Raw genomic sequence first — 18,377 nt, 5'->3', positions numbered from 1 at the left:
CCTAAACCGCGTCGTCCGCCCGCAACGGGTGGATCGTCGCCGGCGCCGCCTCGTTCAGCTGCACCAGCGTCTGCACGATCCGGTCCGCCGGCATCGGGCGGCAGAAGTGGTATCCCTGCGCCGTCGGGCAGCCCAGCGCGATCAGCGCCGCCCGCTGCTCCGTCGTTTCGACGCCTTCGGCCACTACCCGCACGCCCAGGCGGGCGCCCAGTTCGACGGCTCCGCGGACCACCGCGCCCGCGGCCGCGGACTCGATCATGTCGTCGACGAAGGAGCGGTCGATTTTGATCTCGTCGACGGGGGCTCGGGTCACTATCGACAGCGACGAGTAGCCGGTGCCGAAGTCGTCCAGGGAGAGCTGGATGCCGGCGTCGCGGAGCTCGGCCAGGACCTCGTCGACGACGCGTTCCTCGCTGACTGCCACCGACTCGGTGATCTCGAGGACCAGGCGGGACGCGGGGGCGTGGTGGCGGCGCAGCGAGTCGAGGACCTGGGCCGGGAAGGCCGGGTCGAGCAGGCTGCGGGCCGGCACGTTCACCGACACCGGCACGTCGACGCCGGCCGCGTGCCACATGCCGGCGGCGTCGAGGGCCAGGTCGAGCACGCGGCGGGTGAAGGCGCTGTGCAGCTCCGTGTGTTCGACGGTCGGGATGAACTCGTCGGGTGAGAGCTGGCCGCGGCGCGGGTGGCGCCAGCGGACGAGCGCCTCGACGCCGGTCGGGGCCGCGGTGACCAGGTCGACGGCGGGTTGCAGGTGGAGCAGGATCTGGTCGTCGGCGGCCAGCGCGTCCTGGAGCTCGGCCAGCAGCGCCAGGCCGTCCGTGGTGACCGCGTCCTGGGCCGCGTCGAAGGCGGCGACCGTCACCTCCTGCCTTTTCGCCTCGTGCAGGGCCAGGGACGCCCGCCGTACGAGTTCCGCGACGTCGGCGCGCGCCGCCGGGGCGACCGCGACGCCGACCGCCACCTCGACGGCGAGCCGGACGCTGGACACCTCCATCGGGCGGCCCAGGGCTTCGACCAGCTCGCGGGCCCGGCGCAGGGCGAGCGGCAGCGGGCTGGGCGTCTCGTGGCGCGGCGCCGCCGAGTCGGTCAGGGTCGCCACGGCCGGCACGAGCAGCGCGAACTCGTCGTCGCCGGTGCGGGCGACCAGTTCGCCGTCGCGGGCCGTCTCGGCGAGCCGTTCGGCGACCACGCGCAGAAGCTCGTCGCCGTGGCGGTGGCCGAGGGTGCCGTTGACCTCGCGGAAGTCGTTGATGTCGAGCAGCAGCAGCGCGACCGTGCGGTGGCGGTCGACGGTGCGCAGCAGCTGGTCGCCGTCGGCGAGCAGGGTGGCGCGGTCGAGCAGCCCGGTGAGCCGGTCGTGGCGGCTGTCGTGGGCGACGCGCCGGCTCAGCTCGGCCACCTGCTTGCGCGCCGCCGCGTCGTGCAGCGCGCCGGCGAGCGCGTCGCCGAAGGCGGAGATGGCGGCCTCGTCGCGCGGGACGGGCAGGGTGGGCTCGGAGAGCCAGACGGTGAGCTCGCCGACCAGGTCGCCGTCGACCGCCATCGAGCGGGTGATCGCCGGGCCGGGCAGGCCGGCGACCGCGTTGTCCTGGCCGGGGCCGTCCTCGGCGTAGCGGCGCTCGCCGTCGGGGCCGCGCACCTCGATCTCGACGCGCCGGGCGCCGAAGACGTCGAGCGCGGCGCGCAGGCCGGCCTCGGCGATCTCGCTCTCGGTGCCGCCGGGCAGGCTCGCCGTGGCCGCGGCGAACGCCTCCCACATGCGGCGTTCCTCCTCGGAGCGCAGGTGGAAGCGGTAGGTGCGCTGGAGCAGCCACAGCACCGGCGGGAACGCGAGCAGCCAGAGCGGGCCCTTGACCAGCGCGATCACCGCGGCCAGGCCGACGACCACGTTGCCGACGAACATGGGGATCTTGGCGTACGAGGCCCGCACCAGGATCTGGGTGGCCGGGGCGTCGCGGTGCAGCGCGAGGGTCAGCACCGCCAGCCCGAAGGTCACGACCAGATAGGTGAGAGCGCCGACGACCAGGCCGATCGTGGTGCGGGTGCTCAGCACCGCGGCGTCGCCCGCGATCGCGCCGGCCACCACCGTGGCACCGGCCGCGCCGAGGCTGAGCGAGGCCGCCAGGTGGACCACCTCGGCGACGTTGTGCATCGACTGCCACCAGGCGAGCAGCGCCCAGGCGACGACGGCGCCGAGCAGGGTGGCCGCGGGCACCCAGCCGGGCGGGGCGACGACGAAGCCGATGATGAACGCGGCCTCGCCCCACGAGACGGAGACGAAGCCGCGGCCGAGCCGGAACCGGAGGCGGGCGAGCTGGCCGGCGGCGACCACGGCCACGGCGAGCGCCACGCCGGCCAGCGGGGTGAGCGGCCGGTCGGCGGGCCGGTCGACGGGCAGCAGCACGCCGAGCACGACGAGAGCGAGGGCCGCCACGGCGACCGCGGCGGTCAGGACGCGCACGCCCTGGGGACGCCCGGCGAGGCCGGCGACGTCGAGCCACGAGCGGCGGGCGACGGGCGGCGCGGTCATCGCGGGCCCCGCTTCATCGGCCTGCGCACCGGTGGCACTGGCGGATGCACGTGCATCTGCGTGGGAGAAAATCGCGGGCGGGGAATGGTCATTTTCGGCGCCCCCTTCCGCGCAGGGATCGGGAGCGGTGAAGCCCCCGGCGGAAGGCTAAATCAATACCGATGAACACAACAGGGCTTGACGAACGGCCCGTATTACCCATACGTCAGACCAATACGGACCGTGCCCGCCGCCGAGTTGATCGAACCCCCTCCGACGAGGTCAAACGCCGCGCGCGTCGCCGTCCGCCGAGCCTCGGTCACGCTCGGTAGTAACGGCTTTGACCTCGTCCTCCGTGGCCGCCGGGGGTTCCGCCGATCGATCCGCATCGACGCCATCGGCGGCCGTTCCGGCCTCGGAACGCTCGAGATCCGCATTCAGCCGAGCAATCTCGGCCTCACGCTGTGTCTGCCTTACGTCAGGAAAACTGTCGGGAAGCCGACGCACGCGCTTGTTCATATTGCGGATCAGCAGAACTGTTGCTATGGACAGCAGCACGATGATGAAGAGACCCATCGGGCCGGCCAGGCCGCCCGAGCGGGTGTCACCGAAGTTGTTGACGGCAAAAGTGCCCATGCTCACGAGGGTACTAGTGCGTCTCGACGCGTTCACGGACGCCCGCGAACAGATCCGACTCGGGGATCGGGCTGTCGACCAGCGAGCGGGCCAGCTCGAAGTCCTCGGTCGGCCACACCTTCTGCTGAAGCTCCAGCGGGATCTTGAACCAGAAGCCGTCCGGGTCGACCTGGGTGGCGTGGGCGCGCAGCGCCTCGTCGCGGACCTCGAAGTACTCGCCGCACTCGACCCGCGTGGTGATCTTGTCGCCGCGGTCCTCGCGGTCGGCGCTCTTCTCGAGCCATTCCGTGTACGGCGACTCGAGGCCCGCCGCGATCATGCCCTCGTGCAGCGCGAGCATGCGGGCGCGGGTCCAGCCGGAGTTGTAGTAGAGCTTCAGCGGCTGCCACGGCTCACCCAGCTCGGGGTACTTCTCCGGGTCGCCGGCCGCCTCGAAGGCCACCACCGAGATCTTGTGGCACATGATGTGGTCGGGGTGCGGGTAGCCGCCGTTCTCGTCGTACGTCGTCATGACGTGCGGCCGGAACTCGCGGATCAGCTTGATCAGCGGGATCGCCGCGGTCTCGGGATCTTGCAGGCCGAAGCAACCCTCCGGCAGCGGCGGCAGCGGGTCGCCCTCGGGCAGGCCCGAGTCGATGAAGCCGAGCCACGACTGCTCGACGCCGAGGATCTCACGGGCCCGCGCCATCTCGGCACGGCGGATGTTGGTGATGTCGGCCAGCACCTCGGGGCGGTCCATCTTGGGGTTGAGCACGCTGCCGCGCTCGCCACCCGTACACGTCGCGACCAGCACCTGGACACCCTCGGCGACGTACTTCGCCATGGTCGCCGCGCCCTTGCTGGACTCGTCGTCGGGGTGCGCGTGCACCGCCATGAGACGCAACTGCTCAGCCACTGAAATCTCCTCGGACCGGACCCGCGGCGAGCGGGCCGGTGTCGGCTGCGAGAATGAGTGTTGTTCAGGGCCTACCCGGACCACGGGGTGCCGCAGGTCGCCGGGACGGCCCGCACCGGGATGGCCTCCACTGCCCTGAACAATGCTCAACGGACCCTGCCATTCTGGCGGATCCCACCGACAACAAACGCACGAGAGGTCGTCAGGTGAGCGAGACGCGCACCACAGCCCCGGTCTTCCCGCCGGGCCGATACGGACGGCGCCGTTCCGGCCGCCGCCGGTCGGTGCTGCCTCTCCTCGTCCTGGTCGCGGTCCTCGCCGTCTCGCTCGTGGTGTCGCTGAAGCTCTACCAGCGGTTCGGCCAGACCGACTACGACGCGCAGATCGTCGGCTGGTCGGAGCCGACCGACAAAGAGATGGTCATCCAGTTCCGGGTGCGCGTCCCGGCCGGCCAGTCCGCGAGCTGCACGCTGCGGGCCCGCGACTACGACGGTTTCGAGGTCGGCCGCCGCACGGTCGTCGTGACGCCGCCCAAGGGCGAGACCGACGTCGAGGTCAAAGAGACGGTGACCACCACCAAGCGGGGCTCCGTCGGCGACGTCCTGGGGTGCAGTCCCGCCGCCTGACCGGGGTATGTCCAGCCCGAAATCGCGCGATCCCGGCCCCGTGCATACCGCTGGTAAGCTAAGTAATTCGCTCCGTTCACCATCTTTGTGATGGCGAACGCGTTCCGTCCCAGCCGTGCCCGTTCCATCCGAGGAGATCGACCGTGTCCAGTTCAGAGGCGCCCAAGACTTGGCTTTCTCAGGACGCTCACGACCGGCTGCAGGCCGAGCTTGACGAGCTGATCGCCGCGCGCCCCGAGGTGGCTGCCGAGATCAACGCCCGCCGCGAGGAGGGCGACCTGCGCGAGAACGGCGGCTACCACGCCGCCCGCGAGGAGCAGAGCCGCCAGGAAGGCCGGATCCTTTACTTGAAGGAGTTCCTGCGCAACGCCGAGGTCGGCGAGGCCCCCACGAACGACAAGGTGGGCCCCGGCTCCGTCGTCACGATCTACTTCGACGACGACCAGAGCGACACCGAGACCTTCCTGCTGGGCTCGCGCGAGATCTCCTCGACGACCGACCTCACCGTCTACAGCCCCGAGTCGGCGCTCGGCAAGGCGATCCTCGGCGCGGGCGAGGGCCAGACCGTCACCTACACGGCGCCCAGCGGCGCCGACATCAAGGTCACGGTGGTCAAGTTCGGCCCGTTCGAGGGCTGACCACAGCACTTCCCGAGGGGTCCGCGTCGCACGCGGGCCCCTCTTGTCATATGCGGTCCTACGGCGTCGCGTCGGCCAGCAGCGACACCCGGTAGCCGTTCTCGCGCAGCGTGCCGATCAGCACGTCCGAGTGGTCCGGCCCGCGGGTCTCGACCGACAGCGCCACCTCCACCTGGCCGAAGCCCAGGCGCGGGCTCTGCCGCGAGTGGCCCACCTCCACCACGTTCGCCCGCAGCTCGGCGATGCGGCCCAGCAGCCGGGCCAGCTCACCCGGCCGGTCGTCGCAGCGCACCGCGAGGCGCAGGAAGCGGCCCGCCGAGGCCAGACCGTGCTCGATCACGCGAAGCAGCAGCATCGGGTCGATGTTGCCGCCGGAGAGCACGGCCACCACCGGCCCGTCCGCCGGCGGCACGTAGGCGCCGGTCAGCAGCGCCGCGAAGGCCGCTCCCCCGGCCGGCTCCACCACCATCTTGTGCCGTTCGAGCAGCACGAGCAGCGCCGCCGACAGGTCCTCGTCGGTGACCGTGACGACCTCGTCGACGAGCTTGCTGACGTGCGCGAAGTTCAGGTCGCCGGGCCGCAGCACGCAGATGCCGTCGGCGATGGTGACGCCCTGGTCGAGCTTCTGCGGCGATCCGGCGGCGAGCGAGGGCGGGTACGCCGCGGCGCCGGCCGCCTGCACGCCGACCACCCGGATGTCCGGCCGCAGCGCCTTGGCCGCCACCGCGATGCCCGAGATCAGCCCGCCGCCGCCCACAGCGGTGACGATGGTCGTCGCCGACGGCAGCTGGTCGAGGATCTCCAGGGCGACGGTGCCCTGCCCGGCGATGACGTCCGGATGGTCGAACGGGTGGATCAGCACCGCGCCGGTCCGCTCGGCGAACCGCTGCGCGGCCACGAGCGAGTCGTCGACGTTCGTCCCCGCGTACTCGATCGCCGCGCCGTACCCCCGGGTCGCCGTGACCTTGGGCAGCGGCGCGCCCTCCGGCATGAAGACGGTGGCCTGGGCGCCGAGCAGCTCGGCGGCGAGCGCCACACCCTGCGCGTGGTTGCCTGCGCTGGCAGCCACGACGCCGCGCGAACGCTCGGCCTCCGACAGGCGGCTGATCCGGGTGTACGCGCCGCGGACCTTGTACGAGCCGGCGCGCTGCTGGTTCTCGCACTTCAGCCACGCGCCCGTGCCGGTGATCTCGGAGAGCGGGCGGGACTCGATCAGGGGCGTGGTCTTGACCACACCGGCCAGCAGACTGCGTGCCGCCTCGATGTCGGCGAGCGTCAGGAGGTCGAGCGGAAGGGGGGCACCAGTCATGCCCTGAATCGTGCCACCGATCACCCGAAGGCGTGACGCCGCCAGGGGTTCATCACTTCGAACTGGCCGGCGACGGCGAGCAGCAGGGTCTCCGAGTCCGGCGGGCCCACCAGCTGCACGGCGAGGGGCAGACCATCGGGCCGTACGCCGACCGGCACCACGATCGCCGGCAGCCCGGCGACGTTCCAGGGCGCCGCGTACGGGGCGTACCGCATGCTCACGGACATGTTGGCCCGCCAGGTGCCCCCAGCGTGGCCGTCGGCGAGCGGCGGCGCGGTGGCGAGCGCCGGGGTGAGCAGCAGGTCGATCGACCTGTCGGCGAAGAACCCGATCGAGCGCTCCCGGAACGCGTCGCGCTGCTTGCGCCGGACCAGGCCCGCGCGCATGGCCCACTTGCCGAGCCGGATGTGCTGCCGGGTGCGCGGCTGGAGCCGTGCGAGATCAAAATCCGCCGATTCCACGTACGCGGCGGCGAACCACGTGGCGAGCGTGCCCACGCCGAGCGACTGGGGGTAGCGCGGATCGGCGGTGATCGTGTCGTGCCCGGCCCGCACGAGCAGCTTCGACGCGGCGGCGACGGCCTCGGCGTTCGGCTCGTCGAGGCGTACGCCGACGATCGGCGGCCGGGTGGAGACGCCGATCCGCAGCCGGGACGGCTCCACCAGCTTCACCGGGTCGCGGCCGGCGAGCACCGAGAAGCCCAGCGCCGCGTCGGACACCGTGGTGGTGAGCACGCCGTTCTCCGCCAGACCGAACCAGCTGCCGACGCCCAGCTCGGCCGGGACCACGCCCCGGCCCGGCTTGAGGCCGACCAGACCGCAGCAGGCGGCCGGGATGCGGATCGAGCCGAGCCCGTCGTTGCCCTGGGCGATCGGCACCAGGCCCGCGGCGACGGCCGCCGCCGACCCGCCCGAGGAGCCTCCCGGCGTACGGTCGAGGTCCCAGGGGTTGCGGGTGGCCACCTCGTCGTCGTCGGTGACCGCCCACAGGCCCATCTCCGGCATGCGCGTCACGCCCACGACCACCGCGCCGGCGCCGCGCAGCCTCCGTACCACCTCGTGGTCCTCCTCGGCGACAGCCGAGCGCACCGCCGCCGAGCCGGACCAGACCGGCAGGCCGGCCACCGCGGTGTTCTCCTTGACCGCGACCGGCACGCCGGCCAGCGGCAGGTTGGACAGGTCCTCCTGGTCGTCGACCTTCTCGGCCTCGGTGATCGCCTCACCGCCGCGCACCACCCGGAACGCGTCGAGCGACGGGTCGGTGACGGCGATCTGTTCGAGGTGGTCGGCGACGACCTGGGTGGCGGTCACGTCTCCGCGCCGCACCGCCCGGGCGATCTGCTTCGCCGTGGCTCCGACCCAGGTCCCGTCCGTCATGCCCCGCTCCGTATATGTCAGCCCAATGCCTGCTCGAGGTCGGCGAGCAGATCGTCAACGGTCTCGATGCCGACAGACAGTCGCACGAGATCGGCGGGGACTTCAAGCGCGGAGCCCGCAGCCGACAGGTGTGTCATCTGACCCGGGTGCTCGATCAGCGACTCGACCCCGCCCAGCGACTCCGCGAGCACGAAGAGCTTCGTCCGGTTGCAGATGGCGATCGCCTGCTCCATGCCACCCGCCGCGCGGAACGACACCATGCCGCCGAAGCGCCGCATCTGCTTCGCCGCGACCTCGTGACCGGGGTGGTCCTCGATGCCCGGGTAGAGGACGCTCGCCACGGCCGGGTGCTCCCGCAGGAAGGCCACGACGCGCTCCGCGTTGTCACAGTGCCGGTCCATCCGTACGCCCAGGGTCTTGATGCCCCGCAGCGTCAGCCACGCGTCGAACGGGCCGCTGACGCCGCCCATGGCGTTCTGGTGGAAGGCGAGCTCGTCGCCGAGGTCGTCGGTGGCGGTGACCAGCGCCCCACCGACCACGTCGGAGTGTCCACCCAGGTATTTCGTGGTCGAGTGGACGACGACGTCGGCGCCGAGCGAGATGGGCTGCTGGAGGTACGGCGACGCGAACGTGTTGTCGACGACGAGCAGCGCGTCGTACTCGTGCGCGAGACCCGCGAGCGCGGCGATGTCGGCGACGTTGAGCAGCGGGTTGGTCGGCGTCTCGGCCCAGATGAGCTTGGTGTGGCCGGGGCGGAACGCGGCCCGTACGGCGTCGAGGTCCTCGAGCGGCACGGCCGTCCAGTCGAGGCCCCAGTTCTCCAGCACCTTCGAGAAGAGGCGGAAGGTGCCGCCGTACGCGTCGTCCGGGATCACCACGTGATCGCCCGGCCGGCACACCGTACGCAGAAGCGTGTCCTCGGCCGACAGACCGCTCGCGAAGGCGAGGCCACGGCGCCCGCCCTCGATCGCCGCGAGGCACTCCTGGAGCGCGTCCCGGGTCGGGTTGCTCGAGCGGCTGTACTCGTAGCCGAGCCGCGGCGCACCGACGGCGTCCTGGGCGTACGTGCTCGTCTGGTAGATCGGAGGCACCACCGCGCCGGTCCGGGGATCCGGATCCTGGCCCGCGTGGATGGCGAGGGTGTCGAACCCGTAGTCGTTAGCGGTCATGCTGGGCAAGGCTAGTCTCAGCTGGTGGCGGACTGCTTGTTCTGTGGCATCGTGGCGGGGACGGTTCCGGCCTTCAAGGTCGCCGACACTCCTGATGGGGTGGGCTTCCTCGATATCCGTCCCGTCTTCAAGGGACATGTGCTGGTGGTGCCGCGCGAGCACGTCGTGACCCTGCCCGATCTGCCCGCCGCGCTCCTGCCCGGATATTTCGGGCTCGTGCAGGCCATCGCCGCCGCGGTGCCCGCCGCCCTCGGATCGACGGGGACATTCGTGGCGAACAACAACATCGTCTCCCAGTCCGTGGCACATCTGCACTTCCACGTCGTACCCAGGACGAAAGGCGACGGCCTGCGCGGCTTCTTCTGGCCCCGCCACCGCTACGACAGCGACGAGGAGGCCGCCGGCTTCGCCGCGTCGATCGCCGCCGCGCTGGCGGGTAAGGATGGACTGCCCTCGGGCGTTGCACAGACCGGATGAAGGGAGTGACCGTGTTCCTACGGTTCAAGAAGCCCGAGCTGGTAACCCCCGACCAGGCCCTGCCGGGCCGCCCCCTCGAGATGCCGGTGGCCGCCGAGCACGTCGTGCTGGGCACCCCGCTCCAGGGCCCCTGGCCGGCCGGCTACGAGGTGGCAGTGTTCGGCATGGGCTGTTTCTGGGGCGCCGAGCGCATCTTCTGGCGCCTCCCCGGCGTCCACTCGACCTCGGTGGGCTACGCCGGCGGTTTCACCCGCAACCCCACCTACGAGGAGGTCTGCTCCGGCCACACCGGCCACGCCGAGGTGGTCCAGGTCGTCTACGACCCCAGCAAGATCCAGTACGAGGACCTGCTGAAGGCGTTCTGGGAGAACCACGACCCCACCCAGGGCATGCGCCAGGGCAACGACGTCGGCACCCAGTACCGCTCCACGATCTACACGACCACCGACGACCAGGCCCGCATCGCGAAGGCCTCGCTGGAGGCCTTCCAGCCCATCGTCACGGCCGCCAAGCACGGAACGATCACCACAGAGATCCGCCCGCTGGGCAGCTACTACTACGCCGAGGACTACCACCAGCAGTATCTGTCCGACGCGAAGAACCCCTACGGCTACTGCAACCACGGCCCGAACGGCATGACGTGCCCGGTGGGCGTGGCCCGCACCAAGTGACGGTCGTTTGACCTGGGCTCGCACTCGCCGCGGCTGGTGCGGGCTCAGCTCGTTTCAGCGTTCCATCCCGTTGGCCCACGCTTCCGGGGAGTGGACAGTCGCCGAGGCGGGCGGTGGTGCTTTCCCGCCGGGCCGGATCTCGATGTGCGCGACCCACACCGCCCGTGTCAGGCAGTAGGGTCGTTGACGGAGGAGGGTGTGATGACAGCGGACAAGCGGCCGCCCGGGCAGGGCTACGCGAAGCCCGTCGTCGTGCCCGACGGCCTCGAATCCCTCACCGGCCCCACCACGGGCGTCGTCGTTCTGCCACCGCACCTCAAGTGGTCGGGAAGCTCCCGCTATGACTTGGGCCAGCCGGGGCGGATCGTCGACCTGTACCGCACCGTTCTCAACGAGGCCGCGACGCCGGAGGACCTGAGCCAGTACCTCGATCGAAGCACGCTGCTCGCCCTCTGGCCGACCATGTGGCTGCCCGCCGCGTTGCGCCGGCGTTGGGAGGATCGCTTCCCCGAGTTGGGGCGTCGGCGCCACGACCCGGCGGCCTGAGGTGGACCCTCGCCACACCCGCATCACCCAGATCGCTTTGGAAGTCGCCGCCGGTTACGGGTTCGCCCTCGCCGGCGGATATGCGGTGAGCGCCCACGGCATGGGTCAGCGCCTCAGCGGGGACGTCGACCTGTTCACCGACTGGCAGCGCCGCGGCGACTTTTCTTCGGCCGTCGAAACGGTCATCGCGGCCCTGGATGCGCACGGGTACACCGTGAGGGCCGTGATCCGTAACGACACCTTTGCGCGGCTTCTTCTCGCGGACCGAAGCCGCCCCGGCTCGGAGCCGGAGAAGTTGGAGCTTTCCGCCGACTGGCGAGCCCACGAACCGGTTCAGCTGAGCATCGGCCCGGTGCTCCATCCGGACGACGCCGTCGCCAACAAGATGTGTGCGCTGTTTGGCCACGCCGAGACCCGTGACGTCCTTGACGTCGACGCCGCGGTGCAGAGCGGGCGGTACACACGCGAACGACTTCTTGAACTCGCCGCGAGGGCCGACGACGGGTTCGACCCGGTGATCTTTGCCGACGCTCTGGGAGCGCTGAGGCAGATCACCGATGCCGACTTCGATCTGTATGGCATCACGCCGGAGCAGCTCGCGGCCGTGCGTACCCGCTTCGCGGAGTGGCGTTCGGAGTTGCGCGGCGCCCGGCCCTGAACGGCTGCAACCGGCGGCGGGCTATTTCATGCGTCAGGGTGGAAAAGATCGACATGTCCCGACATCGTCCGCACACTGAGATCGAGTAGCGGTAGTGCGGGAGGTGAACCATGCCGTCCTTCTCGAACGACGAGGAACGTCACGCCTGGAATCTTGCGGAATCGCTGGCCGAGCAGGCTCGGGCGATGATGCGGGAGGCCGAGGCGGCGCTGGAGACGTGGAAGACGGGCAAGGAGATGAACCGGCTGCGCTGTGCCCGCAAGGGGATCAGCGAGTCCGATGCGGAGATCCGGTGGGCGGCGTCGGCGAACTCGAAGAACGCGCTGACCAACAACAGCTTTCACGTCGGGCTGGCGACCATGTACTACAGCGCGGCGTCGGCCGCCTATTCGCGGGCGCTCTACCTGCGGACCGTCAGGTCCGTACGGGCCTAAGGCTGGTCCTTTTCGGCCGTGGGGGCCGGTCGCTGCTTCAGCGGCTGGTCGGTCGAGGGTGCGGCCGAGGCCGGGCCGGCGAGCGCCAGGCCGAGGACGGCCCCGGCGCTGATCAGGCCGAGGCCGGCCAGCGACACCGGGCGACGGTCGGGCTTTTCCACGCGGTACCTCCGTGCATGGCGAAGTGGCCTTCCACGATGCCCTGTCTTCCTGAGATCCGGCTGTGCACAACCTGCCAATCAGTTCTCTGTGTTGAGCGCGAGAAGTCGGGCACCATGAACGCATGGAGATCGCCAGCGAAACGGAACGTAAATACGACGTGCCCGACGGCTTCGAGTTGCCGGACCTCGCCGGCGTCTCGGGAGTCAGCAGCGCCGACGCGGCGCAGACCCATGACCTGGATGCGACCTATTTCGACACCGACGAGCTGACCCTGCTGCGGCACCGGCGGACCCTGCGCCGGCGCAGCGGGGGCAGCGACGCCGGCTGGCATCTGAAGACGCCCGGCGAGGGGTTCAGCCGCAAGGAGCATCGGCTGCCGCTCAACGGCAACCCCGACCTGGTGCCCGAGCAGCTGGCCGGCCTGGTCCGGTCGATCATCCGGCGGCAGCGGCTCAGGCCGGTCGCGCGGCTTCGTACCCATCGGGTCGAGACGCCGCTCAAGAAGGCCGACGGCACCACGCTCGCCCTGATCGCGCAGGACCAGGTGATCGCCGAGCGGGACGGCGAGGAGCAGCGCTGGCAGGAGGTCGAGGTCGAGCTCGTCGACGGTGACGCGGCCCTGCTCGACAAGATCGGCCGGGCGCTGGAGAGCGCCGGTGCGCGGCCGGCCGCGGGGCCCTCCAAGGTCGCCCGCGCGCTCGGCAACCCCCGGCCCGGCAAGGCCGCCAAGACCCCCAAGGATCCGGTTCTGCGGTACGCCCGTGAGCAGCGCGACGCGATCACCGGGTTCGACCCGGGGGTGCGCCAGGGCGAGCCCGAAGCGGTGCACAAGATGCGCGTCGGCACCCGGCGGCTGCGCAGCACCCTGAAGACGTTCAAGCGCACCTTCCCGGACGCCCAGGAGATCGGCGCCGAGCTCAAGTGGCTCGCCGACCTGCTCGGCGAGGTCCGGGACGGGCAGGTGCAGGAGCAGAAGCTGCTCGCCGAGATCCAGGGACCCGAGTTCGAGCCGGTGGCCGCCCGCGTCCGCGAGCACCTCGACGCCCAGGTGGAGCGGGGCCGGCAGGCCCTCGGCGAGGCCCTGGAGAGCGAGCGCTACCTCGCCCTGCTCGACCGCATCGACGAGCTCGCCGAGCAGCGGACCGCCGAGAAGGATCCGCTGGCCCGCGCCCGTAAGAGCCTGGCGAAGGCCGACGGGCTGCTCGACCAGGCGCTCGCCGACGGCGTCGACGCGGAGCTGCACGAGGCGCGCAAGGCGTACAAGAGGGCTCGTTATGCGGTCGAGGTCTTCGAGGCGCAGGCCGGCAAGCCGGGCAAGCAGCTGGTCAAGGCCCTGACCGACCTTCAGGACGTCCTCGGCGCCCACCAGGACTCGGTGGTCGCCCGCGAACTGCTCCAGGAGCTCGGCGAGCGCGACGGCTCCGGCTTCTGGTTCGGCGTGCTCTACGGCCGCCAGGAGCAGGTCGGCGCCGAGACCCACGCGCAGCTGCCGGCGGTCGTGGAGGCCTCGCGGGCGAAGAAGCTTCGGAAGTGGATCGGCTGATGTTCACTTTCGCTGGGTAAGTATGACGGTCATGCAGGCGGAGGCGGAGTTCCAAGAGGTCGAAGAGCAGATCAGCGAGCCGTACGAGGGTTCCGTCGCGGAGCTCGGCGGCTACCGGGTCGCCGATGACGACGACGATGACCCGGTGCTGCTCAACGCGGACGGCAGCCCGGTCGACACCTGGCGCGAGGACTATCCGTACGACGAGCGGATGCCCCGCGCCGACTACGACCACCACAAGCGGCTGCTCCAGATCGAGCTGCTCAAGCTGCAGAACTGGTGCAAGGAGACCGGCGAGCGGCTGCTGATCCTCTTCGAGGGCCGGGACGCGGCCGGCAAGGGCGGCACGATCAAGCGCTTCATGGAGCACCTCAACCCGCGGGGCGCCTCCGTGGTCGCGCTGGAGAAGCCGAACGAGCGCGAGAGCACCCAGTGGTACTACCAGCGCTACATCAAGCACCTGCCGGCCGCCGGCGAGATCGTGCTGTTCGACCGGTCCTGGTACAACCGCGCCGGCGTGGAGCGCGTCATGGGCTTCTGCACCCGCGCGGAGTACCTGGAGTTCATGCGGCAGACCCCCGAGCTCGAGCGCATGCTGGTGCGCTCCGGCATCCACCTGGTCAAGTTCTGGTTCTCGGTCACCCAGGGCGAGCAGCGCACCCGCTTCGCGATCCGCCAGGTCGATCCCGTACGGCAGTGGAAGCTCTCGCCGAACGACCTCGCCTCGCTCGACAAGTGGGGCGACTACACCGAGGCGAAGGAGGCGATGTTCTTCTACACCGACACCGCCGACGCGCCGTGGACCGTGGTGAAGAGCAACGACAAGAAGCGCGCCCGGCTGGAGGCCATGCGCCACGTGCTCAACCGGTTCGACTACGCCAACAAGGACCCCGAGGTCGTCGGCGCTCCCGACCCGCTGATCGTCGGCCCCGCCTCACTCGCGGTGGAAGGCACCGAAATGTCCCCGCGAGTATTCCCGCGTCTGTAGTGATTCAAAAAGCATTGGCGAAGGGCCCCTCGGCTGGTTAACGTGGCCGTACACGTGAAGGGAGGTGGTCCGAAGTTGTATAGCAACGGGACTCGTGAGGTGGCTGTCCGCTAGCCGCTGTCCTCGACAGCTTCGTTCGAAGTAGTACGTCGAGACCGTGTGGCAGCGGTTCGGCGAATACCAGACAGCCACCCGACCCCTGGGGATCCGGCCTTGTCCGACCGGACCACGTGCTTGCGCGTGGAAGTCCCCAGGGGTCGCTTCATATCCGGGGATCTCACATGCGCGAGCTGGTCGTACTGGGAAGCGCGAGCCAGGTGCCCACCCGGCACCGCAACCACAACGGCTACCTCCTGCGCTGGGACGACGAGGTGATCCTCTTCGACCCCGGCGAGGGCACCCAGCGCCAGATGCTGTTCGCGGGCCTCGCCGTCACCCCCATCCGGCGCGTCTGCATCACCCACTTCCACGGCGACCACAGCCTGGGCCTGCCGGGCATCCTCCAGCGCATCTCGCTCGACAAGGTCACCCATCCGGTCGCGGTGCACTACCCGGCCGCCGGTCAGGAGTTCTACGACCGCCTGCGGCACGCGACGAGCTACTGGGACAACGCCGACATCGTCGCGTCGCCGGTCGAGGGCGCGAGCCACGCGGTGGAGACGTCCGCGGGGCGCCTCACGGCGCTGCCCCTCTGGCATTCGCTGCCCACGTACGGCTATCGCCTCGACGAACCGAACGCCCGCCGCCTGGTGCCCGAGCTGCTGGCCGCGCGCGGCATCGCAGGGCCGGCCGTGGGCACGCTGCAACGCGAGGGACGCCTCGGTGACGTGACGCTCGACGAGGTGAGCGTGGAGCGGCCGGGGCAGAGCTTCGCGTTCGTGATGGACACGGGCCTCTGCGACAACGTGTTCCGGCTGGCGGAGGGCGTCGACCTGCTCGTCATCGAGTCGACGTTCCTGACCGAGGACGCGGAGATGGCCGCGATGGTCGGGCACCTGACGGCGGCGCAGGCCGGGGCGGTCGCGCGCGAGTCGGGCGTACGGAAGCTGCTGCTGACGCACTTCTCGCAGCGCTACACCGATCCGCTGCGGTTCCTCGAGGAGGCCCGCGCCGAGTTCGACGGCGAGATCGTCATCGCGGAGGACCTGATGCGCGTCACCGTGCCCGCGCGCCGCCCGGCTACCGTCGAGGGATGAGCCTGTCCCTCCGTACGGCCGAGGAATTTGATCTCTATGCGGTGGGGGCGGTGCACCAGCGCTCGCGCGTGGCGGCCTATGCCCACATCCTCGCGCCGGAGATCCTGGCGGCCCGGTCCGAGGAGGGGTTCGGCGAGTGGTGGGCCGAGCGGTGGAAATGGGAGCGCGAGACCCACACGATGACGGTCGCGGACCGGGACGGGGAGATCGTCGGTTTCACGTACGTGGGGCCGAGCGAGACGCCGGGATGCGCCGAGCTGTACGCGATCCACGTGGCGCCGGGCCTGGTCGGCACGGGGATCGGGCGCCGCCTGATGGTGAACGCGCTCGATCAGCTCGGCGCCGTGGGCGGCTCGCGGGCGGTGCTGTGGGTGCTCGAGGAGAACGGTGTCGCGCGGCGCTTCTACGAGCGCGGCGGCTGGTCGGCGGACGGCGCGGACCGTGTCGAGCCGATCAACGGGGTGCCGGTGCGGCAGTTGCGGTATTCGCGGGCGCTCACGCCGGCCGGTGCCCGGTCCGGGTCCGCTCCCGTTCGATAGAACGAACGTTCTTTCTGCCCGCCCGCCGGTGGCGTGTGCGGCGGGTCGGCAGCGTGTCGGCGGCGTGTGCGGCGCCGGCCTGTGACATATGCGGCGCGGCGCACGATTGACCGCCGGGCGACGTCAACTTAGCCTTACCTAACCTTTGGTGCGCCCGGTCTTGCCGGGTCGGGCGCGCCGGGGTCGTCCTGCCTTGCCTCCTTGTCCTGCCGGGCCCTTGCTGGCGCGGGCCCGGCGCTTCGTGGGTGAGCTTCGCTGGGAGCTCACGTTGGTGGGCGGGAGCGCGCGACCGTGATGGAACGGGGGAACCTGTGGTCACGCGCTCCCGCCAACCGCCCCGCCCGAACCGGGGGTCGCGCCTGGCCGGAGGCGCTGGACCGGCGGAGGCGTGCCGGTCCTGCCAGTTACAAGGGCGGGTCCTGATGCGGGAGGCCGCGGCGCTGGCGGGGCGCAGCGAACTCACCGCCGGGAGACGTCGCCGGGCTGCGAAGCCGTGGCCTGCCGGGGGAGGTCAAGCGAACGGCGACGTCGAAGATTCAGTTGAAATAACCGCTGTTGCGTGGCTTGCTCACCCTGCTCCGGCGCTCGTCGGAGCCGGCGCGCATGGCGGGCATCGCCCGGATGCTGTTCAGGTCGTGCCGCACGGTCCACGCTTCCCGCCAGGGCCGCCGCGAGGCCGCCTCGGCCCGCTCGGCGAGCCGGCGGGGCGCGCAGGGCCACCGCCATCCACACCAGACACAGTTGCCGTCGTGCCCCGCTTCGGCGTGCCGCCCGAGCATGCTCTGAGCGTCCCGCCACAGGAGGCGGTCCACGATGTCGGTTGGCATCGGCCGGTCGGCGATGACCATTCCCTACCCTCCGGGCTCGTCATACGTCCGTCACGACTCATACAACCGCGCGGCGCCATCGGCCGGTCGGACTTTCTGTGCGACGGCCGCGACTATGCGTGACCGGTACGTGTTCGCCATGGGCGGACACCCGTACGGCATCGATGTCTCGGCACGGAATGTTGAGACCGTCATGGATACCGAACACACGGGTGTCGAATCCGGGGCACTCGATGCCTACAGCCGTGTGGTGACCGGCGTCGCCACCAAACTCCTCCCCTCCGTGGCCGCCCTGTCCGTCCGCACCGCCCGTAGCGCCGGCGCAGGCTCCGCGGTCACCTTCACCGACGACGGCTTCCTCCTGACCAACGCGCACGTGGTGGCAGGCGCCACGAGCGGCACAGCCACCTTCGCCGACGGCACCGAGACGAAGTTCGAGGTGATCGGCGCCGACCCGCTCTCCGACCTCGCCGTGGTCCGGGTGCACAACTCGGGCGCGCCCGCCGCGCCCCTCGGCAACGCCGACGCCCTCCAGATCGGCCAGCTCGTGGTCGCCGTCGGCAACCCGATGGGCCTGGCCGGCTCGGTGACCGCCGGCGTGGTGTCCGGCCTGGGCAGATCCCTGCCCGCCCGCGACGGCCGCCGGGTCCGCATCATCGACAGCGTCATCCAGACCGACGCGGCCCTGAACCCGGGCAACTCCGGCGGCGCCCTGGCCGACTCCACCGGCACGGTCGTCGGCATCAACACCGCGGTGGCCGGCTACGGCCTGGGCCTGGCGGTGCCGATCAACGCCACCACCCGCTCGATCATCGGCGAGCTGGTGGCCTCGGGCCGCGTCCGCCGGGCCTGGCTCGGGGTCGCCGGCGTGCCCACGCCGCTGCCGCCGCAGCTGGCGGCCCGCATCGACCAGAAGCTCGGCCTGCGGGTCGTGGAGGTGGTCCCGGGAAGCCCGGCCGGCAAAGGCGGGCATCTACCTGGGCGACATCCTGCTGACCGCGGGCGGCAAGCCGGTGCAGACCGTGCAGGAGCTGCAGAGGCTCATGCTGGGCCCGGCGATCGGCCAGAACCTGCCGATGACATTGCTGCGCAAGAACGCCCTGGTCGACGTGGTGACGGTGCCGGCGGAACTCGACTGAAAGGGGCCATCAGGCCGTACGGCCTGATGGCCCCCT

At 70.9% G+C, this 18,377-nt stretch carries 20 protein-coding genes and 1 pseudogene; 13 read left to right on the top strand and 8 right to left on the bottom strand.

Annotated elements, in window-relative coordinates:
• Position 1: 1 nt before the first annotated feature.
• The 3 genes from Ade02nite_RS36220 to mca form a co-directional block, all read right to left on the bottom strand.
• Positions 2 to 2,533 (bottom strand): putative bifunctional diguanylate cyclase/phosphodiesterase, encoded by a 2,532-nt coding sequence (locus tag Ade02nite_RS36220; protein ID WP_203773659.1) that lies wholly within the window; start codon positions 2,531 to 2,533, stop codon positions 2 to 4.
• Positions 2,534 to 2,794: 261 nt separating this feature from the next.
• Positions 2,795 to 3,148: a hypothetical protein gene (locus Ade02nite_RS36215; protein ID WP_203773657.1), complete on the bottom strand. Its 354-nt coding sequence runs from the start codon at positions 3,146 to 3,148 to the stop codon at positions 2,795 to 2,797.
• 13 nt (positions 3,149 to 3,161) lie between these two features.
• A complete protein-coding gene (gene mca, locus Ade02nite_RS36210; RefSeq protein ID WP_203773655.1) occupies positions 3,162 to 4,043 on the bottom strand; it encodes a mycothiol conjugate amidase Mca in 882 nt (293 codons plus the stop codon).
• Between the two features lie 206 nt (positions 4,044 to 4,249).
• Here mca and Ade02nite_RS36205 point away from each other — a divergent pair, with 206 nt between their 5' ends.
• Positions 4,250 to 4,669, top strand: coding sequence for a DUF4307 domain-containing protein (locus tag Ade02nite_RS36205; protein WP_239169310.1), 420 nt, complete (start codon positions 4,250 to 4,252; stop codon positions 4,667 to 4,669).
• Positions 4,670 to 4,812: 143 nt separating this feature from the next.
• Entirely contained in the window at positions 4,813 to 5,307 is a 495-nt protein-coding gene (gene greA, locus Ade02nite_RS36200) for a transcription elongation factor GreA (RefSeq protein WP_203773651.1), read from the top strand.
• A gap of 58 nt (positions 5,308 to 5,365) precedes the next feature.
• Here the strand turns inward: greA and ilvA are convergent, their stop codons facing one another.
• From ilvA to Ade02nite_RS36185, 3 genes are read right to left on the bottom strand one after another with little or no spacing between them, the layout of a single operon-like run.
• Complete coding sequence (gene ilvA / locus Ade02nite_RS36195) at positions 5,366 to 6,616, bottom strand: threonine ammonia-lyase (protein WP_203773649.1); 1,251 nt, start codon at positions 6,614 to 6,616, stop codon at positions 5,366 to 5,368.
• Positions 6,617 to 6,636: 20 nt separating this feature from the next.
• Positions 6,637 to 7,992 (bottom strand): amidase, encoded by a 1,356-nt coding sequence (locus tag Ade02nite_RS36190; protein ID WP_203773647.1) that lies wholly within the window; start codon positions 7,990 to 7,992, stop codon positions 6,637 to 6,639.
• A 17-nt stretch (positions 7,993 to 8,009) separates the two neighbouring features.
• Entirely contained in the window at positions 8,010 to 9,161 is a 1,152-nt protein-coding gene (locus tag Ade02nite_RS36185; protein ID WP_203773645.1) for a cystathionine gamma-synthase, read from the bottom strand.
• A gap of 24 nt (positions 9,162 to 9,185) precedes the next feature.
• On the opposite strand from Ade02nite_RS36185, the gene Ade02nite_RS36180 reads away from it, so the two are divergent.
• The 5 genes from Ade02nite_RS36180 to Ade02nite_RS36160 all read left to right on the top strand — a co-directional run bounded on the left by Ade02nite_RS36180 (position 9,186) and on the right by Ade02nite_RS36160 (position 11,947).
• Positions 9,186 to 9,638, top strand: coding sequence for an HIT family protein (locus Ade02nite_RS36180; RefSeq protein WP_203773643.1), 453 nt, complete (start codon positions 9,186 to 9,188; stop codon positions 9,636 to 9,638).
• Positions 9,639 to 9,649: 11 nt separating this feature from the next.
• Positions 9,650 to 10,309, top strand: a complete 660-nt coding sequence (msrA, locus tag Ade02nite_RS36175) for a peptide-methionine (S)-S-oxide reductase MsrA (RefSeq protein ID WP_203773641.1) — start codon at positions 9,650 to 9,652, stop codon at positions 10,307 to 10,309.
• A 201-nt stretch (positions 10,310 to 10,510) separates the two neighbouring features.
• Positions 10,511 to 10,855: a hypothetical protein gene (locus Ade02nite_RS36170; protein ID WP_203773639.1), complete on the top strand. Its 345-nt coding sequence runs from the start codon at positions 10,511 to 10,513 to the stop codon at positions 10,853 to 10,855.
• A 1-nt stretch (position 10,856) separates the two neighbouring features.
• Positions 10,857 to 11,513 (top strand): nucleotidyl transferase AbiEii/AbiGii toxin family protein, encoded by a 657-nt coding sequence (locus Ade02nite_RS36165; RefSeq protein WP_203773637.1) that lies wholly within the window; start codon positions 10,857 to 10,859, stop codon positions 11,511 to 11,513.
• A gap of 110 nt (positions 11,514 to 11,623) precedes the next feature.
• Positions 11,624 to 11,947: a hypothetical protein gene (locus tag Ade02nite_RS36160; RefSeq protein WP_203773635.1), complete on the top strand. Its 324-nt coding sequence runs from the start codon at positions 11,624 to 11,626 to the stop codon at positions 11,945 to 11,947.
• Here Ade02nite_RS36160 and Ade02nite_RS36155 read toward each other — a convergent pair.
• Positions 11,944 to 12,108, bottom strand: coding sequence for a hypothetical protein (locus Ade02nite_RS36155; protein WP_203773633.1), 165 nt, complete (start codon positions 12,106 to 12,108; stop codon positions 11,944 to 11,946). The two genes, Ade02nite_RS36160 and Ade02nite_RS36155, sit on opposite strands and share 4 nt — an antisense overlap.
• 122 nt (positions 12,109 to 12,230) lie before the next feature.
• Between Ade02nite_RS36155 and Ade02nite_RS36150 the strand changes: the two genes are divergently transcribed.
• From Ade02nite_RS36150 to Ade02nite_RS36135, 4 genes are all read left to right on the top strand, one after another.
• Positions 12,231 to 13,652 carry a CYTH and CHAD domain-containing protein gene (locus Ade02nite_RS36150; protein ID WP_203773631.1) on the top strand — a complete coding sequence of 474 codons (1,422 nt, stop codon included), beginning with the start codon at positions 12,231 to 12,233 and terminating at the stop codon, positions 13,650 to 13,652.
• A 22-nt stretch (positions 13,653 to 13,674) separates the two neighbouring features.
• Positions 13,675 to 14,640 (top strand): polyphosphate kinase 2, encoded by a 966-nt coding sequence (gene ppk2 / locus Ade02nite_RS36145; RefSeq protein WP_239169309.1) that lies wholly within the window; start codon positions 13,675 to 13,677, stop codon positions 14,638 to 14,640.
• Positions 14,641 to 14,921: 281 nt separating this feature from the next.
• Positions 14,922 to 15,836: a ribonuclease Z gene (locus Ade02nite_RS36140; protein WP_203773629.1), complete on the top strand. Its 915-nt coding sequence runs from the start codon at positions 14,922 to 14,924 to the stop codon at positions 15,834 to 15,836.
• Positions 15,833 to 16,375, top strand: a complete 543-nt coding sequence (locus Ade02nite_RS36135) for a GNAT family N-acetyltransferase (RefSeq protein ID WP_203773627.1) — start codon at positions 15,833 to 15,835, stop codon at positions 16,373 to 16,375. Before Ade02nite_RS36140 ends, Ade02nite_RS36135 begins: the two co-directional genes overlap by 4 nt.
• A gap of 536 nt (positions 16,376 to 16,911) precedes the next feature.
• Here the strand turns inward: Ade02nite_RS36135 and Ade02nite_RS36130 are convergent.
• Positions 16,912 to 17,202 (bottom strand): hypothetical protein, encoded by a 291-nt coding sequence (locus Ade02nite_RS36130; protein ID WP_239169308.1) that lies wholly within the window; start codon positions 17,200 to 17,202, stop codon positions 16,912 to 16,914.
• Here Ade02nite_RS36130 and Ade02nite_RS49805 point away from each other — a divergent pair.
• Positions 17,189 to 17,914, top strand: a pseudogene (locus Ade02nite_RS49805) (S1C family serine protease); the annotation flags it as partial. The gene Ade02nite_RS36130 and the pseudogene Ade02nite_RS49805 overlap by 14 nt on opposite strands.
• A gap of 259 nt (positions 17,915 to 18,173) precedes the next feature.
• Positions 18,174 to 18,341: a hypothetical protein gene (locus Ade02nite_RS49800; RefSeq protein WP_369076679.1), complete on the top strand. Its 168-nt coding sequence runs from the start codon at positions 18,174 to 18,176 to the stop codon at positions 18,339 to 18,341.
• The last annotated feature ends 36 nt before the right edge of the window (positions 18,342 to 18,377 follow it).

The sequence above is a fragment of the Paractinoplanes deccanensis genome (assembly GCF_016862115.1).
GTDB classification, from domain to species: Bacteria; Actinomycetota; Actinomycetes; order Mycobacteriales; family Micromonosporaceae; genus Actinoplanes; species Actinoplanes deccanensis.
This window is presented reverse-complemented; position numbering and strand designations above follow the sequence as displayed.